29 protein-coding genes and 1 pseudogene are annotated in these 25,457 nt (G+C 41.3%); 27 read left to right on the forward strand and 3 right to left on the reverse strand.

The window, feature by feature from the left end:
- Window positions 1-3 precede the first annotated feature (3 nt).
- The 18 genes from FJR71_RS00560 to nth all read left to right on the forward strand — a co-directional run bounded on the left by FJR71_RS00560 (window position 4) and on the right by nth (window position 12,951).
- Window positions 4-699: an SMI1/KNR4 family protein gene (locus FJR71_RS00560; RefSeq protein ID WP_140813828.1), complete on the forward strand. Its 696-nt coding sequence runs from the start codon at window positions 4-6 to the stop codon at window positions 697-699.
- Window positions 700-863: 164 nt separating this feature from the next.
- Complete coding sequence (locus FJR71_RS00565) at window positions 864-1,604, forward strand: hypothetical protein (RefSeq protein ID WP_140813829.1); 741 nt, start codon at window positions 864-866, stop codon at window positions 1,602-1,604.
- Between the two features lie 83 nt (window positions 1,605-1,687).
- Entirely contained in the window at window positions 1,688-2,086 is a 399-nt protein-coding gene (locus FJR71_RS00570) for an NTF2 fold immunity protein (protein WP_140813830.1), read from the forward strand.
- Between the two features lie 87 nt (window positions 2,087-2,173).
- Window positions 2,174-3,103, forward strand: a complete 930-nt coding sequence (locus FJR71_RS00575) for a hypothetical protein (protein WP_048691796.1) — start codon at window positions 2,174-2,176, stop codon at window positions 3,101-3,103.
- 135 nt (window positions 3,104-3,238) lie between these two features.
- Window positions 3,239-3,793: a DUF4304 domain-containing protein gene (locus FJR71_RS00580; RefSeq protein WP_140813831.1), complete on the forward strand. Its 555-nt coding sequence runs from the start codon at window positions 3,239-3,241 to the stop codon at window positions 3,791-3,793.
- A 151-nt stretch (window positions 3,794-3,944) separates the two neighbouring features.
- Window positions 3,945-4,304, forward strand: a complete 360-nt coding sequence (locus FJR71_RS00585; protein WP_140813832.1) for a hypothetical protein — start codon at window positions 3,945-3,947, stop codon at window positions 4,302-4,304.
- Between the two features lie 55 nt (window positions 4,305-4,359).
- Complete coding sequence (locus FJR71_RS00590) at window positions 4,360-4,947, forward strand: SMI1/KNR4 family protein (protein ID WP_140813833.1); 588 nt, start codon at window positions 4,360-4,362, stop codon at window positions 4,945-4,947.
- Window positions 4,920-5,522, forward strand: a complete 603-nt coding sequence (locus FJR71_RS00595) for a hypothetical protein (RefSeq protein ID WP_246040082.1) — start codon at window positions 4,920-4,922, stop codon at window positions 5,520-5,522. Before FJR71_RS00590 ends, FJR71_RS00595 begins: the two co-directional genes overlap by 28 nt.
- Before the next feature lie 59 nt (window positions 5,523-5,581).
- The gene (locus tag FJR71_RS00600) at window positions 5,582-6,187 is read left to right on the forward strand and encodes a DUF6707 family protein (protein ID WP_140813834.1); all 606 of its coding nucleotides are present in this window, start codon (window positions 5,582-5,584) and stop codon (window positions 6,185-6,187) included.
- Between the two features lie 39 nt (window positions 6,188-6,226).
- On the forward strand, window positions 6,227-6,727 hold the full coding sequence (locus tag FJR71_RS00605; RefSeq protein WP_140813835.1) for an NUDIX hydrolase: 501 nt from the start codon (window positions 6,227-6,229) through the stop codon (window positions 6,725-6,727).
- Window positions 6,714-7,442, forward strand: coding sequence for a GNAT family N-acetyltransferase (locus FJR71_RS00610; protein WP_048691784.1), 729 nt, complete (start codon window positions 6,714-6,716; stop codon window positions 7,440-7,442). The genes FJR71_RS00605 and FJR71_RS00610 overlap by 14 nt, the downstream gene beginning before the upstream one ends.
- Before the next feature lie 41 nt (window positions 7,443-7,483).
- Entirely contained in the window at window positions 7,484-8,383 is a 900-nt protein-coding gene (locus FJR71_RS00615) for a putative PEP-binding protein (protein ID WP_048691782.1), read from the forward strand.
- Window positions 8,328-8,768: an ASCH domain-containing protein gene (locus FJR71_RS00620; RefSeq protein ID WP_140813836.1), complete on the forward strand. Its 441-nt coding sequence runs from the start codon at window positions 8,328-8,330 to the stop codon at window positions 8,766-8,768. The genes FJR71_RS00615 and FJR71_RS00620 overlap by 56 nt, the downstream gene beginning before the upstream one ends.
- Before the next feature lie 376 nt (window positions 8,769-9,144).
- A complete protein-coding gene (gene glmU / locus FJR71_RS00625; protein WP_140813837.1) occupies window positions 9,145-10,524 on the forward strand; it encodes a bifunctional UDP-N-acetylglucosamine diphosphorylase/glucosamine-1-phosphate N-acetyltransferase GlmU in 1,380 nt (459 codons plus the stop codon).
- Between the two features lie 9 nt (window positions 10,525-10,533).
- Window positions 10,534-11,082: an NUDIX hydrolase gene (locus FJR71_RS00630; RefSeq protein ID WP_140813838.1), complete on the forward strand. Its 549-nt coding sequence runs from the start codon at window positions 10,534-10,536 to the stop codon at window positions 11,080-11,082.
- 18 nt (window positions 11,083-11,100) lie between these two features.
- A complete protein-coding gene (gene macP / locus FJR71_RS00635; protein ID WP_048789705.1) occupies window positions 11,101-11,439 on the forward strand; it encodes a cell wall synthase accessory phosphoprotein MacP in 339 nt (112 codons plus the stop codon).
- 27 nt (window positions 11,440-11,466) lie between these two features.
- On the forward strand, window positions 11,467-12,159 hold the full coding sequence (locus FJR71_RS00640) for a 5'-methylthioadenosine/adenosylhomocysteine nucleosidase (RefSeq protein WP_140813839.1): 693 nt from the start codon (window positions 11,467-11,469) through the stop codon (window positions 12,157-12,159).
- 162 nt (window positions 12,160-12,321) lie between these two features.
- Window positions 12,322-12,951, forward strand: coding sequence for an endonuclease III (nth, locus tag FJR71_RS00645; protein WP_140813840.1), 630 nt, complete (start codon window positions 12,322-12,324; stop codon window positions 12,949-12,951).
- A 25-nt stretch (window positions 12,952-12,976) separates the two neighbouring features.
- Here nth and FJR71_RS00650 read toward each other — a convergent pair whose 3' ends face one another.
- The 3 genes from FJR71_RS00650 to FJR71_RS00665 all read right to left on the reverse strand — a co-directional run bounded on the left by FJR71_RS00650 (window position 12,977) and on the right by FJR71_RS00665 (window position 14,965).
- Window positions 12,977-13,570, reverse strand: a complete 594-nt coding sequence (locus tag FJR71_RS00650; RefSeq protein ID WP_129268734.1) for a helix-turn-helix domain-containing protein — start codon at window positions 13,568-13,570, stop codon at window positions 12,977-12,979.
- A 170-nt stretch (window positions 13,571-13,740) separates the two neighbouring features.
- On the reverse strand, window positions 13,741-14,127 hold the full coding sequence (locus tag FJR71_RS00660) for a bleomycin resistance protein (protein WP_140813841.1): 387 nt from the start codon (window positions 14,125-14,127) through the stop codon (window positions 13,741-13,743).
- A gap of 10 nt (window positions 14,128-14,137) precedes the next feature.
- Window positions 14,138-14,965 carry an exodeoxyribonuclease III gene (locus FJR71_RS00665; RefSeq protein ID WP_140813842.1) on the reverse strand — a complete coding sequence of 276 codons (828 nt, stop codon included), beginning with the start codon at window positions 14,963-14,965 and terminating at the stop codon, window positions 14,138-14,140.
- Between the two features lie 315 nt (window positions 14,966-15,280).
- On the opposite strand from FJR71_RS00665, the pseudogene pbp2b reads away from it, so the two are divergent.
- From pbp2b to FJR71_RS00710, 9 genes and pseudogenes are all read left to right on the forward strand, one after another.
- A pseudogene (pbp2b, locus tag FJR71_RS00670) lies at window positions 15,281-17,362 on the forward strand (penicillin-binding protein PBP2B).
- A gap of 10 nt (window positions 17,363-17,372) precedes the next feature.
- Window positions 17,373-17,969, forward strand: a complete 597-nt coding sequence (gene recR, locus FJR71_RS00675) for a recombination mediator RecR (protein ID WP_006596694.1) — start codon at window positions 17,373-17,375, stop codon at window positions 17,967-17,969.
- Between the two features lie 171 nt (window positions 17,970-18,140).
- Entirely contained in the window at window positions 18,141-19,187 is a 1,047-nt protein-coding gene (locus tag FJR71_RS00680) for a D-alanine--D-alanine ligase (RefSeq protein ID WP_140813843.1), read from the forward strand.
- 88 nt (window positions 19,188-19,275) lie between these two features.
- Window positions 19,276-20,646 (forward strand): UDP-N-acetylmuramoyl-tripeptide--D-alanyl-D-alanine ligase, encoded by a 1,371-nt coding sequence (locus FJR71_RS00685; protein WP_140813844.1) that lies wholly within the window; start codon window positions 19,276-19,278, stop codon window positions 20,644-20,646.
- On the forward strand, window positions 20,636-21,247 hold the full coding sequence (locus FJR71_RS00690; protein WP_140813845.1) for an NUDIX hydrolase: 612 nt from the start codon (window positions 20,636-20,638) through the stop codon (window positions 21,245-21,247). Before FJR71_RS00685 ends, FJR71_RS00690 begins: the two co-directional genes overlap by 11 nt.
- Before the next feature lie 30 nt (window positions 21,248-21,277).
- Window positions 21,278-21,979, forward strand: coding sequence for a YwaF family protein (locus tag FJR71_RS00695; RefSeq protein WP_140813846.1), 702 nt, complete (start codon window positions 21,278-21,280; stop codon window positions 21,977-21,979).
- A gap of 28 nt (window positions 21,980-22,007) precedes the next feature.
- Window positions 22,008-22,682, forward strand: a complete 675-nt coding sequence (locus FJR71_RS00700) for a YwaF family protein (protein ID WP_048789694.1) — start codon at window positions 22,008-22,010, stop codon at window positions 22,680-22,682.
- A 22-nt stretch (window positions 22,683-22,704) separates the two neighbouring features.
- Entirely contained in the window at window positions 22,705-23,391 is a 687-nt protein-coding gene (locus FJR71_RS00705; RefSeq protein ID WP_048789693.1) for a YwaF family protein, read from the forward strand.
- 178 nt (window positions 23,392-23,569) lie between these two features.
- A complete protein-coding gene (locus FJR71_RS00710; RefSeq protein WP_140813847.1) occupies window positions 23,570-25,114 on the forward strand; it encodes a peptide chain release factor 3 in 1,545 nt (514 codons plus the stop codon).
- Window positions 25,115-25,457 lie beyond the last annotated feature (343 nt).

Consider the following 25,457-nt stretch of genomic DNA (forward strand, 5'->3'; position numbering starts at 1 on the left):
CAAATGAAAATGAAGAATTTTTTAAAATGTTGTGAGGATCTGGTCATACAAGAAAGTGGGGCCTCAGCTTTTGAACTAGAAAAACTCAAAGCCAGACAGTTTCCTCAAGCTCACCTGAATTTGCTCTCCATGACCAATGGCTTGGAGTTTTATGGTGGCTATTATCGCTTGTTTGGGACGGATTCTACTCAAGCTATTACGCTAGATTCCTGGAATTCGGATGAGCTCTGGAAAGATGTCTGGAGAGATTATGCATCAGACTACTATTTTTTTGGTATGTCTGCTATTGGAGATCAATTCGCTTATAGATTGAAGGATGGGAACATTCAAAGTAATCAAGTTTATTATTTAGATGGGATTACGATGGATGTTATCGAGATCTACGACAGTTTTGAAGCGTTTTTTGAGAGGGAATTTGTTCTGAAAGCCCAAGGTGGGATGGAATCTATTTTTGTTTCTGCTAGGGAACGATTTGGAAATCTAGACCCCTCCACAAGCTGTATTTATTCCCCTTCCTTAATGATAGTGAATGATCCAAGTGTTGAAAATCTCATGCTTTTACCGACAAAGGATGTCATGACCATCAATGGGGATTTGTTTGTTCAATTGTCTGATTCAGAGGAGTCTATTACGAAACTAGAGCAATATCTAGACGCTTCGGGTAGAGCCAGAGTCAAGGTCATTTTTGATCGAGATTGAGCAAGCAGGATATATAGTTTATTTAGAAAAAATACTCTGAAGATTCGTGATTTTAACCTTTTGGCGACAAGCGATGATTTAGTCTTCTAGTCAGGGTGTCATTGTAAAATGATTTAGGTTGAAAATAGAAAACGAAGCATTTTATTCATGAAAAGAGGTGAATGATGACCAGTTTAGATAAATATTTAGAAATCATTAAAAAAGGATTTTCCGAAAGAGAGGATCTAATGGCAATGGCGCCTCTGCGTACGATTGAAGACATTGCACCATTATTGGATGAAACATTGACTTATAAAGAATTCATCAATATCAATCGCTTATTAAGACAAAAATACATTGTCGAAAACCCAGAGGATATGCTAAAAGATGTAGATTTTAACCAGCTTTCTTTACCTAGCAATACGAGAGTGATTTACTTGATGGGAAGCAAATCTGATGTGCTAGACTTTTCAACATACGAACAAGTAGAAAAGATTTTAATAGTTGGGGCTAGAAAAGTAAGAAAGATCATCTTACCCCAGAATGATTGTGTGAAAGCTCTAGGGATATCTTCCATGACAAATTTGGAAACGATAGAGAACATTTCTTTTCATACTGGCATGCGTTATCTGCACTTTGATTATGATGTAAAGTTGCCAAACTTTTCTTTTATTAGGGATTTAAATCAGTTGCTCTATCTTTCATTTACGTCAAATAAAAAATTACCAGAATTGGATTTTATCCATCCATCTAGTGAGCTCCGTTTTTTAGATTTTGTCGACACGTCTATTTTTAACTACGGATCAACAGTTAGCTACCTGAAGTGTCTGAAACATCTTCGATTTTTAACAACGGGAAGAACGAATCAAAAGCAAAGGGAACTTCTTAGAAGAGAGTTACCACATGTTTGCATGCGTAAGGGGTAAAAAATGCCTTTAATCCAGCTTTTTATGAGCGATGTCTTCATCATAAACGAACTATTAGTCCCGTTGTTTAAGCAGGAGGAAATATGAGCCATACGAATCTAGCAAAAGAAACCTTCCTCCAGTTTATGCAGGCTATGTATTCTTGGGAGAGAAAAGCCACTAGGAGCCTAAGAAACCAAGCCGATAAAGAGATGTTGAAGGATGAATTAGCTGCTATATTTGATCAGTTTTGTAGATCTAAAAAAACACTCAGAGCAAGGGAAGAATCTTTATCTGTTCGATTTCCGTTTGACTATAAATTAGAAACGCATCCCATCATTGATGAAGAGCATGACGGGAATCAAACTTACTTCTATATCAAGGAGAATCGTTCTGGTTTAGAAACTCTCTATCGTTTTCGAATGGTGTTTCAAGAAGGACGATGGTGGATTGATAAGAAAGAATGGCTTGATGATGGGAAGTGGATCAATTCTTCCTTGTGAAATACTGGATAGTATAGGAATGCAGGAAGAGATATCCTTCAAAAAAAGTGGTAGTTAAGTGTAAGAAATGAAATTTTAGAGGTCAATATGAATAAAACACTTTCAAATCAAAAAAGAAAATTAACTGCTATAAAAAATAAAATACTGAAGGCAAGAGATTTTCACTTAGAGGCAGAAAACCTATCTAATACTGAAGCCATTTTAACAGCTCTAAAATCTGATAAGAAAAGCGTTAAAGTTAACTATGAAGAAAAAGGTGAGAATCAATCATATCTGTATGATCATATAGATATGATTGATTCTATAAGTCCGTATCCTCTAGTCTCTAATTTTATAGAAAGTAAAACATCTGAAAACTACCAGTTATTATTGAATGGCTGTTTTTGTTCTGTAATGGCAGATATGGCTTCTGCTAAATATTTGGCTAAAGGGGGCTCAAACTTTGATACAGATATTTGTTTGAATATCTTATTTGCCCTTGCCTATTTAGATAATACTTATGTAGAGTTTTTAATTGATAAATTAGCCTATTTTAAAGAAGCCCAAGTTGAGAAAGGGAAAAAAATTATTTTCTTTTCAGCTAAGAGTTTATTGCCTTTAGTCGTTTTTCTTTATGGAAATGGTAAGGATGATCGACTTGCTAACCTACTGGAGAATGCTTGTGATGCCAAATATCACCCCTTGGACACGAATCCTTATCAGAATGTGAATGATGCCTATAAACAGGTTATGGAAACTATTTTTTCAGAGGACGATGATGTTTTTAGAGAAACAATTTTATCCATGTATGATTATCATTTAGCGAACACCAGAGATAGTCATTTAGTAGACTTCAATACCTTACTATGGCAATATTTCCCAATCGAAATCTTAGTTTTATTAAAAGAACGTCAGAAAAAAGGTCTCTCAATAGATGGAATTAGGCATCCCTTGTTTGATGACTTTTTGCCCTATTTCATGGATGACTTTCAGTTAACCGAGCAAAACAAGATGATTCTAGGAACGATCTTAGACTAGTTGTGTAGAATAGATGGAGAACGTCAATAACCCATGCAATCGCAAGGAATTATAGGAATCACCTATATCCATATAGATTTCTAGGAAAATGCAATGAGGAACTTTCCACATCCTTTTAGAAATAGAGGTAAAGAAATGAAAGAGGCCAAAGAACTCTTCGTAAAAAATGGCTTTTCGCGACTAAAGCGAACCCATAACTATTATAAAATTGATCATGATTTTTATACGGTCATCTATTTTCAACGAAAATCAGATGGTAGTGCCTATTTCGTAAATGTTGGCCTTCATCCTCTCTTTCTGGAGTCAGGACTGTTAGAAGAAGTGGATTGTGCTTTACGGACGCGATTAGGTTCTATCGAACATAGAAATGGCATGGATCAAGCTGAATTGGAAAAGGCTGTCCAAGAGGCCATCGATTTTACTGATCAGTATGCGTCGTATCCTACCGTATTTTCGAGCATAGATCCCGAGAAGGATCTTGAGAAGGATTGGTTGTTAAAACAATTCTCTATCACCAAAGTGAACTTATGCAGATTGTATGTTGAGTATTATGATTCAATCGATTCTAAGAAGTTGGCTTTAGATTTTGCAAACTATGGCTTATCCATTACACCTAAGATTGCTTCTGTTCCTAAAAACTTCTTTAAAACCTATATTCGTTCGGGAGAAATAATTAAAACTACTTATTAGGGCGGAGTGAAAGTGAAGATTTACTGATCAATATCCTGACGAAAGAAACCGGTAGGAAAAAATAGATGAATCTTAATGAACTCATCGAAGAGGTTGAAAATAATGTTGACTTAGCATCCTATATCAATCTTGTACCAAAAGGAAATAAGAAATGAAAAACTATTTACTTGATGAAAGGCTATTTCAGTATCCTGAATCGTTTAAAAAATTGATTGAACTCAATTTAGTTGATTTTGATTGTTGGTATCTGTTGGATTCAGAATGGGCCCTATCTTTGTATGAGGGATTGCAGGAAAGATATCCAAGCAGAGAGTTGATTCCATTTGCTAAAAGAGGAGATTGTGATGATACAGCTTGTTTTGAAATAGGAAAGGGCAATAAGGTCCAACTCATTCATGATTTTGCTGCCGAAGGATGGGAGCAACGGAAAGAGTTTAACGACTTTTGGGAATGGGTAGAATATGCAGTCAAATGCATGATAGAGTATAACAAAGAGGATGGGATTGAATAATGGGAAGGCCCTACTATAGGGACGAAGAAACTGAACTACAAGGTAAGGAGAACAAATGGAAACGATTACCCAATTATTAAATGAGATTGAAAAAAGTCTCCAACAGCTAGATCATTCTTGTGTAGACCATCTAAATCCGGGAATAACTTCTTTAAAAATTCAAGAATTGTTTGAGGAAATCCCATTGCAACCAAACCAAGACTTGCATGCCCTTTATGCTTGGAGAAACGGATCAAAAGATAGTGAGGGAATCACACTTGGTGAGCTGGCATTTTTTCCTGGCTTCTATTTGATGTCTCTGGAAGAAAGTATCCAGACCTACATGGAACTAAGAGCAAGGGATGTTTGGAACAAATTTTGGTTCCCAATTTTTGCCAGTGGAGGGGGAGATTTTTATGCCATGAACTTGGCTCCAGAATCTCAGGGTCAAATACATGGTGTTTACGTGTATGAAGAAGAACCTCAGGTCGAATACCGGTCATTGAAATCCATGCTCACAACCTTTAAAGTATGTTATGAACAAGGTATTATTTTCCGGAATGAACAAGGCTACTTGGATATGGATTATAGAAAGCATGCTGAGGTAGCGCATGAGATAAATCCAGATGTGAAGATGTGGCTGGAATTCTTAAAGGAGATGTAAGAAGAATGACCACGGAAAGAAATATGGCAGTAGTTACTGTATTAAAAAAGATCATTAAACTCTATGAGGAAACAACGTTTATCCCCCAATTGGTGAGTTTTTCAAACGAAAAATTAAGGATCCAGTCTTCCAATTTGACAGGAGAATTGCTTGCTTACTATCAACATATAGAGTTCGATAAGGATTTGTTTTTTGCCAATCAAAATTTTAATATTGTTTTGTTGCCATTAGACTCTCCTGCAAGGACAGTCGAATCTTGGGCCTTACAAGATGTTCTTCAATTTAGTGAAGGGCAATACCAGATATTCGCTACTACAGATACAGACGATATTCTTTTCTGCGATATGATAGATGAAAAATCCCCTGTTTACGCGGGCAGTCCTGGAGATCCTAATTTCTACAAACTCAGCGCAAGTTTGACGGAGTTTTTTGAGTTCTATTTTGCTTTTTCAAATTTCTGGGGCCAAAGAGAAGATGTCCCTCTGGAGGATTATATTGCAGGGACAGGTGACTTGATAGAGCGCTACCTTTCCCCGGATGTCCAAGCGATAGCGAAAGAATATCTATTTCGGTGAAATTGACCTGAGAAAAGCCTTTCTCAGTAACAAAAAGTGAATTGGATAGAAGAAAAGAAATGAATGTGAAAGAACTAATCGAAGAGATTGAAAATGATGCTGAGTTCTTCTCGTATTTAAACCAGGTTCCCAAAAAGAATAAGAAAACTCAAGCTAGCTATCTCGAATCGCTAAATCATCTGGCCTATTTACTTTATCTGGATGATCAAGAGGAAATGGCTAAGAAATTATTAGATAGGATCATACAAGTTCCATTTGAAGGGAATTATAACACGTGGACCTTTGTTGATAGCTCTCTGGTTTTATTGGCCTATCTGGAAAGAGAGGCAGAAAATCAGGTATTCGTCTATAAAAAACTCCTTTTGTTTCCGTTAGAACAAGGGGAGGAATCCACTCAAAACATAAGAAGGAGAGTTCATCAGAGATTTTTGAATGGTGATAGCTTGGAGCAAAAGCTTGCAAAAATCGAGCAAGCTTCAAGTCCTGAATCGGAAATGGAACGCCGTCTGCTATACTTAACAGATCTACTGAAAATTTACCTCTTTATTACTGAGTCAACTTGTGAAGAGACAGATATTCAGGCAAAAATTGAAGAGAATATGGAGATACTGAAGAAGTATATCAAAGAGCATGAAATATATAGCCTCTTTCCTTTTAAGGGATAAGGTGAGCTAGCAATCTTGGACTTTTAGAAAGGGTGGAATATGGAAATCAAAAATCACTTTGGTGTATATGGAATCTGTCTTCAAGACGGGAAATTGCTTTGCATTGAAAAAACGAGAGGCCCCTATCAGCATCGTTTTGATCTACCGGGTGGTAGTCAAGAACTAGGTGAGGGGTTGACAGAAACTCTCAAGAGAGAAGTTCTGGAGGAGACAGGCTATACGCTTATCCGTTATTCAAATCCTAGGATGTATGATGTGCTGGTTCAAGAAGAGGGGAAAGATTTCGCTGTACATCATATCATGGCCTTTTATGATATCGTACTCGATTTCGAAAACTCTCAAAAATCCCTTCCTCATGAAGTTCTTGATGGGACTAATGATTCAGCCAATGCAGTTTGGGTCCCTATTGAGCAGATGACCCAAGAAAATGCCTCACCCTTAGTATTGAAGGTGAAGGCAGAGTTAGGAGGATTTCCAGAATTGGAACTGACAAGTTATAAGAATTGGAAGGTAAAAAAGAGGGATAATGGAACTATTTAAAACATGGAAGAAATATATGGTTCTCTATGGTCTTAAATCTCAAATCGGGACTGTTTATCGAAACAGTGATAGGACAACAAGCTTTTATGATATTGGGAATTTTCTATACCTAGCAGGGGAGTTGGATTCCAGATTTTGGGAAGATTTTGTTAGGCAATATGGTTTAGATTATAAGATTATTATTTCAGAAGACACTAAGTGGCAAGATTTTCTGCATCGGCAAGGTGGGTTAATTTCTTTTACTCGCTATTCTCTTAAGGATAAGGCAAATTTTCAAGTTGAATTTCTAAATGACCTAGTTACTCATATAGAAGAAGGTTACAATATTGTACCTATTGATAATCGTATTTATAACTGCCTTTCTGAGGAAGAATGGTCACAAGATTTACAGGGGGATTTTGAGTCCTACCAGGATTTTGCTTTAAAAGGTGGATTTGGCTTTGTGATTCTTAAAAATAATGAAGTGATTGCTGGGATTTCCTCAGGGTTAGTTTACCGTGAAGCAGTTGAAGTGGAAGTTGCAACTAGACCAAACGAACAAGGGAATGGATTTGCTAAAAAGCTTGGTGCTGCAATGATTCTAGAGAGTTTAAATAGAGATATGTTTCCACTTTGGGATGCTCATAACGAGGCTTCCAAAAAAGTAGCAGAATTTTTAGGATATGAGTTAGTTGAACCTTATGAAGCTTTTGAACTAGAGGAAAGTGTCGTATAATGATATCTGATATTGTATCTTTTAAGACGAGGTGAATGAACATGCAAAATCAACTAGCTCTTAGTGGCGAAAAAATTGTTGAAAAAGTTTATCCCCATTTATTGCACCACGTCGGCTTGATTCGTGGGGAATACTTGTTGAGAGAACTAAACCAAAACATACTATTACCAAATTGTCAGCAATTTGTGAAAGATTATCTAGACACTATTTGTCATTTGTACTCAGATGAAGAAGTCTGGTATCGCTTTTCAGAGTTAACAAATGCAGAAGCAAATATTCTAGACGGGACTAAAGAGTATTTTGACGAACGTCACCCCTTATTTGGATACAGAGGTATCAGGCGTTTGTTGGCGTGTCCAGATGAATTTCAGGCTGAGACAAATGTTGTTACAGAAGTTTTTCAAACCAATCCCAATCTGTCTATTATTTTTCCTTTTGTCAATGATGCTGAACAATTAAAACAAGCTATTACAGTATTGCGTCAGTATGGTTTTACCGGGAAAGTCGGCACGATGATTGAATTACCATCAGCTTATTTCGACTTGGACAGGATACTGGAAACTGGTATTTCAAAGATTGTAGTTGGAATGAATGATTTAACTTCTTTTATTTTTGCGACTGTGAGAAACAGTCAATGGCATGATATGGAAAGTCCAATTATGTTAGATATGTTGAGACAGATGCAGGATAAAGCAAGGAAGAACAAGATTGATTTTGCTGTAGCAGGCTATCTGAATACTTCTTTCATACAAAAAATGAATCAGATGGGTATCGAATGTATTCTCCATTACAGCTCTATTCCAGAGATTTTTGATTTAGAAATTGACCATCCAGACCATCTTAAACATATAAAAGAAGAAAGTAAAAAATTACAAAGGAGAACCCATGACACCGCAAGAAATGTGGAATGCATACAAGAAAATCAATCCCTCTATCGGTGATGAGATAGATGCCTGGGCTTTTGGAGTAGAGGCAGATCTCTTGGCTGACTTGGTTCTAAGAGGCGAAAAAACAGCAACTGCCTCAGCTTACGATCTTTACGCAGTAGAGGACGAACCCCTTCCCCAAGAAGGTACCTTTGATGTCATTTTAGACAGTCAAGATCAGGCTGTCTGCATTGTCGAAATTACAAAGGTTTCCGTTCAGCCTTTCCATCAGGTTTCAGCCGACCATGCCTATAAGGAAGGCGAAGGAGACAAATCCTTAGCTTATTGGCGTCAGGTTCATGAGGAGTTTTTCACGGAGTGGCTGGAGGAAGCAGGTCTGACGTTTACACCTGATAGCAAGGTAGTTTTAGAAGAATTTCGCAAGGTTTATCCATTATAGATACGCTCTCCATTTAGAAAATCAGAAAAAAGAATAACTGTTTTTATACAAAATAGGCCTAGTGATTGTGACAAGTTAAAAATACTGCCCAGTTCTTAGAACTATTAAAATATTTTTTGAGACTTTCCGCTGTGAGAAAAGCGCTTGAAACCTAAAGTTTCAAGCGCTCGGGAGTTTTGAAACTTTAGGTTCAAAACTAAATCATGGAATTTCGTAGAAGTTCGCTGATGTCCGTACTCACCTAAGGAAAGTCTCAACGAAGATATGATCTTAATCTGACTCTCCTTATAGGAGAGTTTTTTGATCTATGTCAATTTTTCAAATCAGCTAAAAAATGGTATAATGTAAGCGATATTGTACAGAAAAGAGAAATGTTATGCCAAATTATGCCATTATTTTAGCAGCGGGAAAAGGTACCCGTATGAAATCAGATTTGCCTAAAGTTCTTCACAAGGTTGCTGGGATCTCTATGTTGGAGCATGTTTTCCGTAGTGTTGGAGCCATCTCACCCGAAAAGACTGTAACGGTTGTGGGCCACAAGGCTGAATTGGTGGAGCAAGTCTTAGCTGGACAAACCGAGTTTGTCAAACAAACCGAACAATTGGGAACTGGTCATGCGGTTATGATGGCGGAGCCAGTCTTGGAAGGTCTTGAAGGCCATACTCTTGTCATTGCAGGAGATACTCCTTTGATTACGGGTGAAAGCCTCAAACACTTGATCGACTTCCATATCAATCACAAGAATGTGGCAACGATTTTGACAGCCGAAGCGGCTAATCCATTTGGCTATGGTCGGATTGTCCGTAATGATAATGCGGAAGTGCTTCGAATCGTCGAGCAAAAAGATGCGACAGAATACGAGCAACAAATCAAGGAAATCAATACAGGGACTTATGTCTTTGACAATGCGCGTCTCTTTGAAGCTTTAAAGAATATCAATACTAACAATGCCCAAGGAGAATACTATATCACAGATGTGATTGGGATTTTCCGTGAAGCTGGCGAAAAAGTCGGAGCCTATACGCTCAAAGACTTTGATGAAAGTCTTGGGGTTAATGACCGCGTGGCCCTTGCGACAGCAGAAGGCATCATGCGTCGTCGCATTAACCAAGCCCACATGGTTAATGGAGTGAGCTTTGTTAACCCTGATGCGACCTATATCGATATCGATGTCGAAATCGCTCCTGAGGTACAAATCGAAGCCAATGTTACCCTAAAAGGGCACACAAAAATTGGGGCTGAGACAGTCTTAACCAATGGAACCTATATCGTGGATAGTGAAATCGGTGCAGGTGCTGTTATTACCAACTCCATGATTGAAGAAAGCACCGTAGCTGATGGTGTGACAGTGGGGCCATACGCACATATTCGTCCTGGTTCTAGCTTGTCAAAAGATGTCCATATTGGAAACTTTGTCGAAGTCAAAGGTTCGTCTATTGGCGAAAATACCAAAGCCGGTCATTTGACCTATATTGGTAACTGCCAAGTCGGCAACAACGTTAACTTTGGTGCGGGGACTATCACTGTCAACTATGATGGGAAGAATAAATACAAGACCCTTATTGGAAATAATGTCTTTATTGGCTCAAATTCGACCATCATTGCACCAGTTGAATTAGGCGACAATTCCTTAGTCGGTGCTGGATCCACCATTACCAAGGATGTGCCAGCTGATGCGATTGCGATTGGTCGTGGCCGTCAAGTGAATAAGGATGAGTACGCTACTCGCCTTCCTCACCATCCTAAAAATAAATAGGAGATTTTCATGCAATTTGAAGAAAAAACCATTGATCGCAAGGAGATTTACCAAGGACCGATTTTCCAAGTAGTCACAGATCAAGTGGAACTGCCAGATGGGCAAGGTCAAGCGCAGCGTGATTTAATCTTCCATAATGGAGCTGTTGCGGTATTACCGATCACAGATGAGGGCAAGACCATTTTGGTCAAGCAGTACCGCAAGGCGATCGAGAGGACTTCTGTAGAGATTCCAGCAGGCAAGTTGGAAAAGGGTGAAAATGCGGAACCTCAAGCAGCTGCTCTGCGTGAATTGGAAGAAGAAATTGGTTACACAGCGGATCTAGAGTTGTTGTATGATTTTTATTCAGCCATTGGATTTTGTAACGAGCGGATCAAACTCTATCTTGCGACCAATCTGAAAAAAGTGGAAAATCCTCGCCCTCAAGATGCAGATGAGACCTTGGAGCTCTTTGAGGTGACTTTAGCAGAAGCTGAGGGCTTGATCCAAACGGGTGATATCTGCGATGCCAAAACCATTATGGCAATTCAATACTGGAAACACCTACAAAACAAATAAAGAATAGAGGAGAAACCGATGGGCAAACCTTTATTAACAGATGAAATGATTGAGCGGGCAAACCGGGGAGAAGCGATCTCTGGTCCCCCGCTCTTTGATGAGGAAGAGACAAAAATTCTCCCGACAGGAAACAGAGGCTTTGGTTATGAACGGCCGGTGACCTCAAGAGAAGGAGATGGTGGACGAGGAACCTCCTATCCTCAGGAGACTATTCCGATCAGAGTCCAACCTACAGTGACCAAGAGCCGTCGGATTGAAAACCAAAAGGATGAGGTTTTTCAATCAAAATTAAATAAAATTTTATTTTGGGTCATCCTGCTCCTCATTTTGTTAATTCTTGCAATCTGGCGCCTATAGGGAGTGCCTACCAAAGGAGTGACGATTATGAAAATTGGAATCATTGCGGCCATGCCACAAGAGTTAAAAATCTTAGTGGAAGCTTTGCAGAACGGAGAGAAACACCTTCGCTTAGGAAAAGTCTACTATACAGGATCGATTGGTCGCCATGAAGTGGTCTTGGTGGAAAGCGGTATCGGCAAGGTCATGTCAGCCATGAGTGTGGCTGTATTGGCAAACGATTTTAAGGTGGAAGCCATTATCAACACGGGCTCTGCAGGTGCCGTTGCACCAGGGATGGCTGTTGGAGATATTGTCCTTGCAGACAAATTGGCCTACCATGATGTCGACGTGACAGCTTTTGGGTATGACTATGGCCAGATGGCAGGGCAACCTCTTTACTTTGAATCCAGCCGCTATTTTGTTTCAGAGATGAAAAAAGTTCTGGAAGAAGAAGCTACTTCAACTCATGTTGGCCTGATTGCAACTGGGGATAGCTTTATCGCGAGCGAAGAAAAAGTCGCTGCGATTCGGGAGCATTTCCCAGAAGTCTTGGCAGTTGAGATGGAAGGAGCAGCTATTGCCCAAGCCGCTCATGCAGCTGGGCGTCCTTTCATGGTCATTCGGGCTATGAGTGATACGGCAGATCACGCAGCCAATATCTCTTTTGATGAATTTATCGTAGAGGCTGGCGAGCGTTCTGCTCAAATCTTGATTTCTTTCTTGAAGAGATTGGTGTAAAACAAACAATAGAGTTAAGGCGCCTTTAATATAAGTAGGAAGTGGGACAGAATGAATATCATTTAAATTTCATTCTGTCCTACTTCCTTTTCTGAAGCCGATTCTTTCGGAAATAGACGGACTTCATGCTATAATAAAGTCTAGTAATACAAAGGAGACGTTATGGTTTTATCAAAAAAACGGGCACGTCATGTGATTGAAGAAATTATTGCCCTTTTTCCAGATGCTCAGCCAAGTTTGGATTTTCGCAACCATTTTGAATTATTAGTAGCGGTGATGCTCTCTGCTCAAACAACAGATGCAGCGGTTAATAAGGCAACTCCTGCCTTGTTTGAAGCCTTCCCAACTCCTCAAGCCATGTCGGTCGCCAGTGAAGCCGACATTGCCAAGCATATTTCCAAATTAGGTCTCTATCGCAATAAGGCTAAGTTTCTCAAAAAATGTGCCCAACAATTGTTGGACAACTTTGATGGCCAAGTCCCTCAGACACGGGAGGAACTGGAGAGTTTAGCCGGAGTGGGACGCAAGACAGCCAATGTGGTCATGAGTGTAGGATTTGGCATTCCTGCCTTTGCCGTTGATACCCATGTGGAGCGGATCTGTAAGCACCATGACATCGTCAAGAAATCAGCAACACCATTAGAAGTGGAAAAACGAGTGATGGATGTTCTTCCCCCTGAGCGCTGGCTCCCAGCACATCAGGCCATGATCTATTTTGGACGGGCTATCTGCCATCCTAAAAATCCTGAATGTGATCACTATCCGCAATTGTATAACTTTAAAGACAGTTAAAAAGCGAGGTCTAATGACTTCGCTTTTATTTGATAGGGAAGAAAGTAAGTAAGAGCCAAGAAATCAGTAGAGTAATAGCGCCAATTCCAAGGACAAATAGAATAGGAATGAGGATTCCTTCGTAGGGAGCTTTACCCCTTTCTTCAGCTTCTTCAATCTCGCTCAGACTGCGTCCTTGTTCATAGGCGACAAGCTGGCGATAAGTACGAAGATTATGCTTTTTCTTGAATTTTTCAATGCGTAGGGCGTAGAATATACCGACAGCAAGAATCAAGCAACTAATAGCGATGCCGTATCCATCCAAATAAAGAATGAGGGGAGTGCTGATGATAGGACTGCCAATTAGCAGTAAGCTAAAGACCACTCCATCTTTTTGATAGCGCATAAATTCTTGGTCGTGAATAATTTGTTTCATGGTTTCCAAATCTCCTTTGACTAGTTTGTCCAATGACACTTCAAAGACCTTGCTCAGTAAAAGCAGGTTTTGAATATCAGGGTAGGTTGCGCCGCGTTCCCAGTTGGAAATGGATTGACGGCTGACAAAGATGATTTCAGCTAATTCGTCTTGAGATAAGTTTTTCTCTTTACGATAGTGCTGGATTTGTTTCCCGACTTGCATAAGATTTCCTCGCTTCCTGATTTCATTCTACTAAATTTTATAAAAAAGGGCTATCAAAGTTCTTTGACATGTTGATTTCATAGGGTTTAGCAACTGTTTTTGACTATAGATTTACAAGCCTGTCAATGGATAGTTACTTACTGAAAAAGAGGCCAGTAGCCTCCTTTTTCTTATTCACTAAATCTTAAAAAATAACCATCTGGATCCAAAATCGCAAATTCATGGGGATAAATAAAGCTATCTCCTACTCGAAATTCTCTTTTTATCAGCGGACGATAGATGGGATAGTTGGCTTCCAACAGTTTTTGGTGGAGCAGAGGGACATCCTTGATGCCAAAGGAAATATTGACACCGCGCCCGAAAGGATAGGTCAGTTGGGATAATTCTTCTGCGTTGCCTTCTTCTAGCATTAGCTGGCAGTCTTCAAGCGAAAGGAAGAGAAATTTTTCCTCTGGACGCTCGTATTGGACAGAGAATCCCAACAAGTCGCAGTAGAAGCGACGCGATTTCTCGATATCCGATACGACAAATTCAGGGATGACAGCTTGATAGTCCATTGTTTCCTCCTTAGAGATCAATTTCCATGACAATTGGTGTATGGTCTTGACGGGCGCCGGAGTCAATCATAGCTGACTTGGTTACCTTGTCCGCAACTCGGTTAGAAGTGAGCCAGTAGTCAATTCTCCAGCCTGTGTTGTTGATTTTAGATGTCTTGCTACGTTGTGCCCACCAAGTATATTGATCTGGAAGGTCCCCATGCAAGTGGCGGAAGGTATCAGTGAACCCTTTGGCTAGCAAGTTAGTAAAGCCAGCACGCTCTTCATCGGTAAAGCCTGGGGAACGACGGTTGCTGGCTGGATTAGCCAAGTCGATTTCCTTGTGGGCTACGTTGTAGTCTCCTGTTGCCAGAACAGGCTTTTGCTGGTCTAGTTCTACCAAGTAGTCTGCGTATTTGGCATCCCAGATTTGGCGTTCTTCCAAGCGTTTGAGCCCATCTCCAGCATTCGGAGTATAGACCTGGGTCACAAAGAAGTCATCAAATTCAAGGGTAATAATTCGACCTTCGACGTCCATGGTAGAGGGGGCACCGATTTCTGGGAAGGTTACCGTTGGTGTCAATTCTTTTTTGTAGAGGAACATGGTTCCTGCATATCCTTTGCGGGCTGGTTCTACAGAGGACCGCCAAGTATTTTCATATCCGGGGAAGAGTTCTGCTAAGACCTCTAAGTGTTTTTTTGTTGGTCCTTTGGCAGATAATTTTGTTTCCTGAATGGCAATGATATCCGCATCCTCTGCAACCAAGGTGAGGAGGACGTCTTGCGAGAGTTTTGCGCGTGCAGAGTCACTCGTCAAGGCGGCATTCAATGAGTCAATATTCCATGAGATCAGTTTCATATCGTTTCCTTTACTAACTTTGTCGATGCTTCTATTATACCAAAAAATGTCCTATCACTTGTCTCCTGTGATTTGAGGAAGGAGCTATTTTGCAGTCAAGAGCTATGCCTCCCGCATATGCATAAAACAATGCTTGCCGAGGAGTTCAGAATGACGATTATTTTATCTGGTCTAGCGACTCGTGTCTGGATGAAATGTGCTATAATGGAAGTTGAGTTTAAAATAGAAATATTCCTCAGATTCCCTTTAAAGTTATCCTATTTTTAGGTTGTCTTGTTAGGGACTGGGGCTGAGAATCAAGGTGAAAGGAGAGGTATGGCGCAAAAATCTAAACGTTCAAAAAAAGCGAATGCTAAGGTGAGAAAATTTGATAATCGGTGGATTACTAGACGACTTTATTTGTTATTCAGTATAGTCTGTACCCTCTTTTTGATTTTAATTGCTCGACTAGGCTATATGCAGATTACTCATCAAGGCTTTTATACACAAAAATTGGCAAAAGCTACCAAAAAACACTTAACAAGAGGGAGTCTCCGGGGACAGATTTATGATGCTTCTGGTCAGCCTCTGGTAGAAAATGTTGACAAGAAGGTCTTGTCTTTTACCCGAAGCAATAAGTTTACCGCAGAAGAGATGCGTCAGACAGCACAGCTTCTCCTAAATTACGTAAGCGTGTCAAACCCTCAAGTCAGCAAGCGTCAAGAAATCGACTTTTATCTTGCAAACACCGAAGTCTATAAAGAAGTAGTGGACAAACTGCCCAAGGAGGAACGCATTGATACGGATGGCAACCCACTTCCAGAAGCGAAAATCTACCAGTATGCGGTGGACAGTATTGACCCAGCCAAATTGGGCTATACAGAAGAAGAAAAGAAGGCCATCTATCTCTTTAGCCAAATGAATGCCGTTGAAAACTTTGCCAGTGCTACGATTGTGACCGATCCGATGTCCGATGAGCAGGTAACGACGGTCAAAGATCATTTAAAAGAATTTCCAGGATTTGAAGTGATCACAAGTTGGGATCGAAAAGTGGTTGATAGCCCCTTGGCTTCCATTGTCGGTAGTGTGTCGACAGAGCAAGCCGGTCTTCCAGCTGAAGAAGTGGATGATTATTTGGAAAAAGGCTATGCCTTAAATGATCGCGTCGGAACTTCTTATTTAGAAAAACAATATGAGTCTGTTCTCCAAGGAGAACGGGTTGAAAAAGAAATCCATTTGGACAAGAATGGCAATGTCGAAAAGATCGAAACCCTCTCCAAAGGAAGCAAAGGGAACAATATCAAGCTTTCCATTGATTTGGATTTCCAAAGAGGAGTGGAAGACATCTTGAAGAAGTCCTTCCAGGCAGAATTGGCCGCTGGCAATGCCACCTACTCAGAAGGGGTCTATGCTGTTGCCTTAGATCCAAAAACGGGTAAAATTCTTGCGATGGCGGGGATGAAACATGAAGCTGGTTCGCAAGACCTGACTCCTGACGCTTTAGGAACAGTGACCAATGTCTTTGTTCCGGGATCGGTTGTGAAAGCAGCAACTTTGACAGCAGGATGGGAAAATGGAGTGATTTCTGGGAATCAAGTCCTATTGGATCAACCAATCTCCTTTTCTGGTTCAGCTCCTATCACTTCTTGGTTCACGCAGTTTGGAAGTCAAGAAATCAATGCGGTCCAAGCGTTGGAATATTCTTCTAACACCTATATGGTGCAGATAGCTCTTAATTTGATGGGCCAACCCTATCAGCCAAACATGAGCTTGAAGACAGACCAATTGGATCCAGCTATGAACAAATTGCGTTCGACCTTTGCCTCTTATGGTCTGGGAACAGAGACGGGAATTGACCTTCCGAATGAATCAACGGGCTATGTTCCCAAAGAGTTCACGATTGGTAATTACCTAACAGACGCCTTTGGTCAGTTTGATAACTATACACCTATGCAGTTGGCTCAATATGTTGCAACCATTGCCAACGATGGGAAACGCGTGGCGCCACACTTGGTGCAAGGAATTTATGAGAATGATGCCAAGGGAGGTTTGGGCCCTCTGAAAGAAGAGATTGCAACAAAATAACTCAATCAAGTAGCTTTGACACCCGAAAATCTAGCTATCATTAAACAAGGTTTTTATCAGGTTGTATACGGAACCAGTGGCTTAACAACTGGTAAAACTATCGGAGAAGGAGCTGCCGTTCCAATCAGTGCGAAGACCGGGACTGCAGAAACATTTGTAAATGGTGGGACCCCTGCTGTAAATACCAATGTCATCGCCTATGCCCCATCTGAAAATCCTCAGATTGCGGTGGCAGTCGTCTTCCCTCACAATACCAATCTCCAAGCGACTGTTAGTCACAGTATTACCAGAGAGATTATCAATCTCTACCAGCAAAAACATCCTATGAATTAGAAAGGAAGCTATGCTCTATCCAACACCTATCGCAAAATTAATTGAAAGTTATTCGAAGCTCCCTGGTATTGGGATCAAAACAGCAACTCGTCTGGCCTTTTATACCATCGGAATGAGTGATGACGATGTCAATGAGTTTGCCAAGAATCTCTTGTCAGCAAAGCGGGAATTAAGCTATTGTTCCATCTGTGGGAACCTAACAGATGAAGAAGAGTGTGCCATTTGTCGAGACGAGACGCGCGATCCATCGACCATCTTAGTGGTAGAAGATAGTCGAGATGTGTCGGCCATGGAGAATATCCAGGAGTACCATGGTCGCTACCATGTCCTTCATGGCTTGATTTCGCCTATGAATGGGGTCGGACCAGATGATATTAACCTCAAGTCCTTGATTACACGATTAATGGATCATGAGGTCCAAGAAGTGATTGTGGCGACCAATGCAACCGCGGATGGGGAAGCAACTTCTATGTATATCTCTCGCGTCCTCAAACCAGCTGGCATCAAAGTGACTCGCCTAGCACGTGGATTAGCTGTCGGAGCCGATATCGAATATGCGGACGAAGTGACACTTCTTCGAGCTATTGAAAATCGAACCGAGTTATAAGCGGTTACAGAAACTGGAGGAAGCCCTCTGGTTTTTTGTTTTTTAGGTGTTCTCTCTCGTTTTCTTTCTTTTTAAAGTGTGGTATACTAGAGGGACGAACTCGTATGTGAGGAGTGCTTCTGACAAGTCAATCAGGAAGCACAAAATTAAAAAAAGGATTAGGACCAAACAATGGCAAAAGAAAAAATTGTACTTCTTTATGGTGGCCGTAGCGCAGAGCGCGAAGTGTCTGTACTTTCAGCTGAAAGCGTAATGCGGGCGATTAATTATGACAAGTATTCTGTTGAGACCTATTTCATTACTCAGGCGGGAGACTTCATTAAGACCCAAAGCTATGAAGAGAAGCCTGCTGAAACAGAACGCTTGATGACCAACGAGACCATTGATTGGGAAGCTAAAGTATCTCCGAGCAGTATCTATCAAGAAGGAGCGGTTGTCTTTCCAGTCCTTCACGGACCAATGGGAGAAGATGGATCGGTTCAAGGTTTCCTAGAAGTTTTGAAACTTCCTTATGTGGGATGTGATATCCTTTCTTCTAGTGTGGCGATGGACAAGATTACCACAAAACGGGTCCTAGAATCAGCAGGGATTCCACAAGTTCCTTATGTGGCTGTCCTTGAAGGAGATGACCTAGAAGCTAAAATTACCTTAATCGAAAAAGAATTGACCTATCCGGTCTTTACCAAGCCTTCGAATATGGGCTCTAGTGTCGGGATTTCAAAAGCAGAGAACCAAGCAGAACTTCGTCAGTCTTTGGAATTGGCCTTTAAATACGATAGCCGTGTTCTGGTTGAGCAAGGTGTTGTAGCGCGCGAAATCGAAGTGGGACTATTAGGAAACTATGATGTGAAAAGCACCCTCCCTGGTGAGGTGGTCAAAGATGTAGCCTTCTATGACTACGAAGCCAAATACATCGATAATAAGATTACGATGGCGATTCCGGCTGAAATTCCTGCAGAAGTTGCTGCGACCATGCGTCAGAATGCCGAATTGGCCTTCCGTGCCATTGGTGGGAAGGGTCTCTCCCGTTGTGATTTCTTCTACACAGAGGATGGGGGCATCTACTTGAATGAGCTCAATACCATGCCTGGCTTTACCCAATGGTCTATGTATCCTTTACTTTGGGATAACATGGGCTTGGCCTATCCTGATTTAATCGAGCGCTTGGTAGAATTAGCCAAAGAAACCTTTGAAAAGCGTGAAGCGCACTTACTTTAAGAAACTGTTCCTAGCGGGAGTGGGAGATGAAGTCAACTCATAGAGGAGTCGCTTTTCTTCCTGCTCCCACTTTTTAGAGGAGAATACCATGAATGTAACCTTGCACGAAGTGGCTCGTGTCCTGGCTGTTCGCAATGATATCAGTCAATTTGAAGATTTTGCTTTACAGAAGCCAGAATTTGATAGTCGTCTTATTGGTCCGGGGGACCTCTTTGTTCCTCTCAAGGGGGCGCGTGATGGGCATGATTTTATTGAAACCGCCTTTGAAAATGGGGCTGTAGCGACCTTGTCTGAAAAAGAAGTAGAAGGCCACCCGTATTTGTTGGTAGATGATGTTCTAGGAGCCTTTCAAAAATTAGCACAATATGTTTTGGAGAAGAGTCAGGTAGATGTCTTGGCGGTCACCGGTTCAAACGGTAAGACAACGACCAAAGATATGTTGGCTCAATTATTATCTACTACTTATAAAACCTATAAAACACAAGGGAACTACAATAACGAGATTGGCCTTCCTTACACGGTTCTCCATATGCCAGAAGGAACAGAGAAGCTTGTCCTTGAAATGGGACAGGACCATCTGGGAGATATCCATCTCCTCTCAGAAATTGCCCATCCAAAAGCAGCAATCGTGACCCTCATTGGGGAAGCTCACCTGGAGTTTTTCAAAGATCGCACAGAAATCGCTAAAGGGAAATTGCAAATTGCGGACGGCATGCCAGCTGGTGGCTTGCTTCTAGTACCGGCCGATCCGATTGTAGAGGATTTTTTACCCAATCAACAAGAGCTTGTGCGCTTTGGTGAAGGAGCAGATATCCGCATTACCAAATTGGACGAGCGCAAGGACAGCCTGACCTTTGAAGCGAATTTTTTAGAAGAAGCCATTGACCTGCCTGTAACAGGCAAATACAATGCGACCAATGCCATGATCGCTTCCTATGTTGCCTTAAAAGAAGGAGTCAGTGAAGAGGCCATCCGTGCAAGCTTTAAAGGCTTAGAGCTGACTAAGAACCGCACAGAATGGAAGAAGGCAAGTAACGGAGCGGATATCCTATCCGATGTCTACAATGCCAATCCAACGGCCATGCGCCTGATTTTAGAAACCTTCTCGACTATTCCTACCAATCCAAATGGTCGCAAGCTTGCGGTCTTGGCAGATATGAAAGAACTCGGGGAGCAATCCATTGATCTGCACAACCAAATGATTCTCAGCCTGTCACCGGATGTCTTGGATACCGTTATTTTCTATGGCCAAGACATTGCGGGACTGGCTCAATTAGCGAGTCAGATGTTCCCACTCGGACATGTCTATTATTTCAAAAAGACCGCTGAGGAAGATCAATTTGAGGACCTGCTCAAACAAGTCAAGGAAAGCTTAAAAGAGCAGGACCAAATCCTCATCAAGGGAAGCAATTCCATGAATCTAGCCAAATTGGTAGAGGAGTTGGAGAATGGCGAGTAATAATGTACTAAAGAACATTCAGCGCTTGATTTCAATCACCAATACAGGCTTAGCGTTCTCAAAAGATCCATTTGATCAAGAGCGCTATCAGGATATTCGTGCCATTTTACAGGATCTTGTCAGAGAAGCGACTGATTTGAATCCACAAGAATTATCGGATTTGTTTCGACCGACAGACCATTACGACACTCCCTTGATTGATGTTAGGGCATGGATTGTCAAAGATGGAAAACTTTGTCTGGTGAAAGGTCAGGGAGAAGAGACCTGGGCTTTGCCGGGTGGTTTTGGTGAGGTTGGCTATTCTCCAAAAGAAAATATTTTAAAGGAAATCCAAGAAGAAACGGGCTATGTAGCACGTGTCAATCGGTTGTTGGCAGTATTTGATACCAATCGCTACCAATTGCAAAGCCGCCAATATGTGAAATTGGTATTTGAATGTGAATTGCTGGATGGAAGTTTTCAACAGAATCAGGAAATTTCCGATCTTGCATTTTTTGAGAGAGAGAAGATGCCTGCTCTTTCTACCAAGCGCAATACAGAAGAACAATTGAACTTCCTTTGGGAGGTCTATGATGGGAAACGAGATTTGTATTGTGATTAAAAATGATCTATAAATTAAAGGAATGTGAAAATGACACTTTGGGATTTATTGTTTACAAACCAAAAATCAGCCCCGCCTGGGTTTGGTCTCTGGTATTTCATTCTGCCGGCCTCTTTGTTGGTGGTTGGTTACTTTTCCATCAGATATGCGCAGTCCAAAAGCTACCAACGCTTTTGGTATTGGGCACAGTTGATCCAAGTCCTGACCATCAATGCTTGGTATATTCTCGCCCACATGCCTTTGACGGATAATTTGCCTTTTTATCATTGCCGCTTGGCCATGTTGGTGATTCTCTTTGCCCCTAAAGGGACCTATATCAAGCAATATTTTGCTCTCTTGGGAGTTTTAGGATCGATTGCGGCCTTGGTGTATCCAGCCTTTGATCCCTTCCCATTCCCTCATATCACAGTGTTGAATCTAATTTTTAGCCACTGGGCCTTGCTTGCCAATAGTTTGATTTACCTACAGGATCATTATCAATCTGAAAAACAAGACAGCTTGAGAATTTTCAAGATTACTTTTGGCATGAATGCCTTGATTTTTGTGGTCAACCTTTTGACGAAAGGGGATTATGGCTTCTTACGACGTCCACCAATCATTGGGGACCACGGTGCTCTCTTAAACTACCTTTTGGTTAGCTTTGTGATGGTAGCTGGAATTTTCTTGGTCAACCAACGTTATAAGTACAAATACAAGATGGTTGAAGAGACTGTCGGTTCGCGTTCGGAATAGAAATTAGATGAGCTGAGGTAAGGAAGACATGACTCTTTGGGATTTATTTTTCACCAGTCAACCAACGGCTCCTCCTCAATTGGGGGCTTGGTATTTCTTGTTGCCGACATCATTGGTAGTGGTGGGTCTTCTGTCTATTCGATTTGCCTCTTCCAAAGGCTATCAAAACTTTTGGTATTGGGGGCAGTTGATCCAGTTGCTGATTATCAACGCTTGGTATATTGCAGCATGCTTGCCTTTTTCAGAGAGCCTACCCTTCTATCATAGCCGGATGGCCATGTGGATCATTCTCTTGGCTCCTAAGGGAAGTTTCAAGCAGTATTTTGCCCTGATAGGAGTCTTTGGCTCTATCATGGCTTTGGTTCATCCCGTCTTTTATCCCTATCCTTTTCCTCACGTATCCTCGATCAACAATGTCTTTGGGCACTGGGCCCTCTTGGCCAATTGCTTGATCTATCTGGTTCAATCCTACCAGGTGGAAGCAAGGGATGCCTGGAAAATCTGTCAGATGACTTTTGGGGTTAATGCTATTATTCAGCTCGCTAATCTTGTAACAGGTGGAAATTATGGCTTTATGCGTCGCCCTCCTGTACTTGGTGATCATGGACTTGTGCTCAACTATTTGATCGTGACCATCCTGATGACAGGAACCCTTATCCTGATCAATGTGATCGTTAAGTCCAGTAAGAAAAAGAACATCTGAATCCGCTTAATAAGGAGATCGTATGCATCATTTTTTCACAACTGAATCCACTGCACCACCTGTTATCCCGCTCCTTTGGTATGGGGTCATGGTTCTTTTAATTCTAATGGCAGTTTGGGCTTCATTACGTTACTATCAAAATGAACAATTTCGAAAGATCTTTCGAAACTTACAAATATTTCAATTGATCTGTCTCTATATCTGGTATTTTGCTTTTCAACTTCCCTGGTCCAATAGTTTACCCTTGTACCATTGCCGTTTGGCCATGTTTGCTGTCTTGTTGTTGCCAGACCGATGGAAGAGCAAGCAGTTCTTTGCCTTGATGGGAGTCAGTGGGGCGATCTTTGCCTTGGGTTATCCGGTCTTTGATCCCTATACCTTTCCTCATATTACGAGCTTTTCTTTTCTCTTAGGGCATTACTGTCTCTTGGTTAATTCCTTGATTTATCTCTTGAGATGCTATGATTCGAGCCTCTTAAAAAATCGAGAAATTGTTCTTTATACCTTCTTCCTTGATATGTTTCTAGTTGGTGTCAACCAAGTCACTGGAGGAAATTATGGACTTATGGCCCGGCCACCGATTATCAAAGGGGACAGCCTCCTGGTGAATTATGTCGTGGTTTCCAGCATCCTAGCAGCAGCCTTGCTTCTCTTTAATGTATTTTTCAGTCGCAGAAGAGAGCGGGTTAAAGTAAGTAATTCAATATAATTGAAGAAGACTAGAATCGTATGATTTTAGTCTTCCTTTTTGATTTCAAAGAAGAATCATCGTTGAAAAAAGTGCCTATTTTCGCTATAATAGGACAGATAGAGAAATTGAGGAGAAATCCGATGTAGAGATGAATTTGTAAACTTGTCAGAAAATAAGAAGAGAAAGAAATAGGAACATGAACGTACAAGAAGAAATTAAAAAACGCCGTACCTTTGCCATCATCTCCCACCCGGATGCTGGTAAAACGACGATTACAGAGCAGTTGCTCTACTTTGGGGGAGAGATTCGGGAAGCTGGTACTGTAAAAGGAAAGAAAACAGGAAACTTTGCCAAGTCTGACTGGATGGATATCGAAAAACAACGTGGGATTTCGGTAACTTCATCTGTCATGCAGTTTGACTATGATGGAAAACGGGTCAACATCCTTGATACCCCAGGGCACGAGGACTTTTCAGAAGATACTTATCGGACCTTGATGGCAGTAGATGCTGCGGTTATGGTCGTAGACTCTGCCAAAGGTATTGAGGCCCAAACCAAGAAATTATTTGAGGTTGTCAAACACCGTGGGATTCCAGTCTTTACCTTTATGAACAAGCTGGACCGTGACGGTCGTGAGCCACTGGACCTCTTGCAAGAATTGGAAGAAGTCTTGGGCATCGCAAGTTACCCAATGAACTGGCCGATTGGGATGGGGAAAGCCTTTGAGGGGCTCTACGACCTCTATAACCAACGTTTGGAACTCTACAAAGGGGATGAACGCTTTGCCAGTCTAGAAGATGGAGACAAGCTCTTTGCCAACAATCCATTCTACGAGCAAGTCAAGGATGACATCGAACTCTTGCAAGAAGCAGGAAATGACTTCTCAGAAGAAGCTATCCTTGCGGGTGAATTAACACCAGTCTTCTTCGGATCAGCGTTGACGAACTTTGGGGTGCAGACTTTCTTGGAAACCTTCTTGAAGTTTGCTCCAGAACCACATGGCCACAAGAAGACAGATGGAGAGATTGTCGACCCTTATGACAAGGATTTCTCAGGCTTTGTCTTTAAAATCCAAGCCAACATGGACCCTCGTCACCGTGACCGGATCGCCTTTGTCCGTATTGTATCGGGTGAATTTGAACGCGGGATGAGTGTTAACCTGCCTCGTACTGGTAAGGGTGCTAAGCTATCAAATGTCACTCAGTTTATGGCTGAAAGCCGTGAAAATGTGACCAATGCCGTAGCAGGAGATATCATCGGGGTATACGATACTGGTACGTATCAGGTTGGGGATACGCTGACTGTTGGAAAAAACAAGTTCGAATTTGAACCACTGCCAACCTTTACCCCTGAAATCTTCATGAAGGTATCTGCCAAGAATGTCATGAAGCAAAAATCCTTCCACAAAGGGATTGAGCAATTGGTGCAAGAAGGAGCTATCCAGCTCTATACCAACTACCAAACAGGTGAATACATGTTAGGTGCTGTCGGGCAACTACAGTTTGAAGTCTTCAAACACCGCATGGAAAATGAGTACAATGCAGAAGTGGTCATGACCCCAATGGGTAAAAAGACCGTTCGCTGGATCAAACCAGAGGACTTAGATGAGCGCATGTCTTCAAGCCGGAACATCTTGGCTAAGGACCGCTTTGACCAACCTGTCTTCCTCTTTGAAAACGACTTTGCCCTCCGTTGGTTTGCGGATAAGTATCCAGATGTTGAACTAGAGGAAAAAATGTAACTCAGCACCAACAATTGGAACTAAAGTCCCTAATTGTTGGACGCTAGCCACTATTATGTGGGCTAGCTAACTGTCTTTCAGATTACTTTGGTAATAGAATATATTAGTTAAAAAACCAGCTCAAGCGAGCTGGTTTTGTGATATCGACAAATTTTCTTTTTCCATAAAAACCAAGTGGTTGTTCAATAAATAAAAATAATTCTATATTTTTTGTGTTTTTAAAGCAAGGACTGAAACTTTCCGCTGTGAAAAAAGTTCTAGAAACAATAGTGTTTCTAGAACTCGGGAGTTTTGAAACCTTAGGTTCAAAACTAAGTCATGGAACTTCGTAGAAGTTCGCTGA

The organism is Streptococcus xiaochunlingii, assembly GCF_006385805.1.
GTDB lineage: Bacteria > Bacillota > Bacilli > Lactobacillales > Streptococcaceae > Streptococcus > Streptococcus xiaochunlingii.

What these genes read in the sequence shown, in the direction of transcription:
- FJR71_RS00680 (WP_140813843.1), top strand. Translation starts at nt 18,141, where the DNA reads ATGGCAAAAGAAAAAATTGTACTTCTTTATGGTGGCCGTAGCGCAGAG.
- FJR71_RS00695 (WP_140813846.1), top strand. Translation starts at nt 21,278, where the DNA reads ATGACACTTTGGGATTTATTGTTTACAAACCAAAAATCAGCCCCGCCT.
- FJR71_RS00565 (WP_140813829.1), top strand. Translation starts at nt 864, where the DNA reads ATGACCAGTTTAGATAAATATTTAGAAATCATTAAAAAAGGATTTTCC.
- FJR71_RS00710 (WP_140813847.1), top strand. Translation starts at nt 23,570, where the DNA reads ATGAACGTACAAGAAGAAATTAAAAAACGCCGTACCTTTGCCATCATC.
- FJR71_RS00610 (WP_048691784.1), top strand. Translation starts at nt 6,714, where the DNA reads ATGGAACTATTTAAAACATGGAAGAAATATATGGTTCTCTATGGTCTT.
- FJR71_RS00600 (WP_140813834.1), top strand. Translation starts at nt 5,582, where the DNA reads ATGAATGTGAAAGAACTAATCGAAGAGATTGAAAATGATGCTGAGTTC.
- FJR71_RS00605 (WP_140813835.1), top strand. Translation starts at nt 6,227, where the DNA reads ATGGAAATCAAAAATCACTTTGGTGTATATGGAATCTGTCTTCAAGAC.
- FJR71_RS00630 (WP_140813838.1), top strand. Translation starts at nt 10,534, where the DNA reads ATGCAATTTGAAGAAAAAACCATTGATCGCAAGGAGATTTACCAAGGA.
- nth (WP_140813840.1), top strand. Translation starts at nt 12,322, where the DNA reads ATGGTTTTATCAAAAAAACGGGCACGTCATGTGATTGAAGAAATTATT.
- FJR71_RS00620 (WP_140813836.1), top strand. Translation starts at nt 8,328, where the DNA reads ATGACACCGCAAGAAATGTGGAATGCATACAAGAAAATCAATCCCTCT.
- FJR71_RS00570 (WP_140813830.1), top strand. Translation starts at nt 1,688, where the DNA reads ATGAGCCATACGAATCTAGCAAAAGAAACCTTCCTCCAGTTTATGCAG.
- FJR71_RS00615 (WP_048691782.1), top strand. Translation starts at nt 7,484, where the DNA reads ATGCAAAATCAACTAGCTCTTAGTGGCGAAAAAATTGTTGAAAAAGTT.
- FJR71_RS00575 (WP_048691796.1), top strand. Translation starts at nt 2,174, where the DNA reads ATGAATAAAACACTTTCAAATCAAAAAAGAAAATTAACTGCTATAAAA.
- FJR71_RS00585 (WP_140813832.1), top strand. Translation starts at nt 3,945, where the DNA reads ATGAAAAACTATTTACTTGATGAAAGGCTATTTCAGTATCCTGAATCG.
- FJR71_RS00690 (WP_140813845.1), top strand. Translation starts at nt 20,636, where the DNA reads ATGGCGAGTAATAATGTACTAAAGAACATTCAGCGCTTGATTTCAATC.
- glmU (WP_140813837.1), top strand. Translation starts at nt 9,145, where the DNA reads ATGCCAAATTATGCCATTATTTTAGCAGCGGGAAAAGGTACCCGTATG.
- FJR71_RS00640 (WP_140813839.1), top strand. Translation starts at nt 11,467, where the DNA reads ATGAAAATTGGAATCATTGCGGCCATGCCACAAGAGTTAAAAATCTTA.
- FJR71_RS00665 (WP_140813842.1), bottom strand. Translation starts at nt 14,965, where the DNA reads ATGAAACTGATCTCATGGAATATTGACTCATTGAATGCCGCCTTGACG.
- FJR71_RS00590 (WP_140813833.1), top strand. Translation starts at nt 4,360, where the DNA reads ATGGAAACGATTACCCAATTATTAAATGAGATTGAAAAAAGTCTCCAA.
- FJR71_RS00685 (WP_140813844.1), top strand. Translation starts at nt 19,276, where the DNA reads ATGAATGTAACCTTGCACGAAGTGGCTCGTGTCCTGGCTGTTCGCAAT.
- FJR71_RS00705 (WP_048789693.1), top strand. Translation starts at nt 22,705, where the DNA reads ATGCATCATTTTTTCACAACTGAATCCACTGCACCACCTGTTATCCCG.
- FJR71_RS00660 (WP_140813841.1), bottom strand. Translation starts at nt 14,127, where the DNA reads ATGGACTATCAAGCTGTCATCCCTGAATTTGTCGTATCGGATATCGAG.
- FJR71_RS00580 (WP_140813831.1), top strand. Translation starts at nt 3,239, where the DNA reads ATGAAAGAGGCCAAAGAACTCTTCGTAAAAAATGGCTTTTCGCGACTA.
- FJR71_RS00650 (WP_129268734.1), bottom strand. Translation starts at nt 13,570, where the DNA reads ATGCAAGTCGGGAAACAAATCCAGCACTATCGTAAAGAGAAAAACTTA.
- recR (WP_006596694.1), top strand. Translation starts at nt 17,373, where the DNA reads ATGCTCTATCCAACACCTATCGCAAAATTAATTGAAAGTTATTCGAAG.
- macP (WP_048789705.1), top strand. Translation starts at nt 11,101, where the DNA reads ATGGGCAAACCTTTATTAACAGATGAAATGATTGAGCGGGCAAACCGG.
- FJR71_RS00700 (WP_048789694.1), top strand. Translation starts at nt 22,008, where the DNA reads ATGACTCTTTGGGATTTATTTTTCACCAGTCAACCAACGGCTCCTCCT.
- FJR71_RS00560 (WP_140813828.1), top strand. Translation starts at nt 4, where the DNA reads ATGAAAATGAAGAATTTTTTAAAATGTTGTGAGGATCTGGTCATACAA.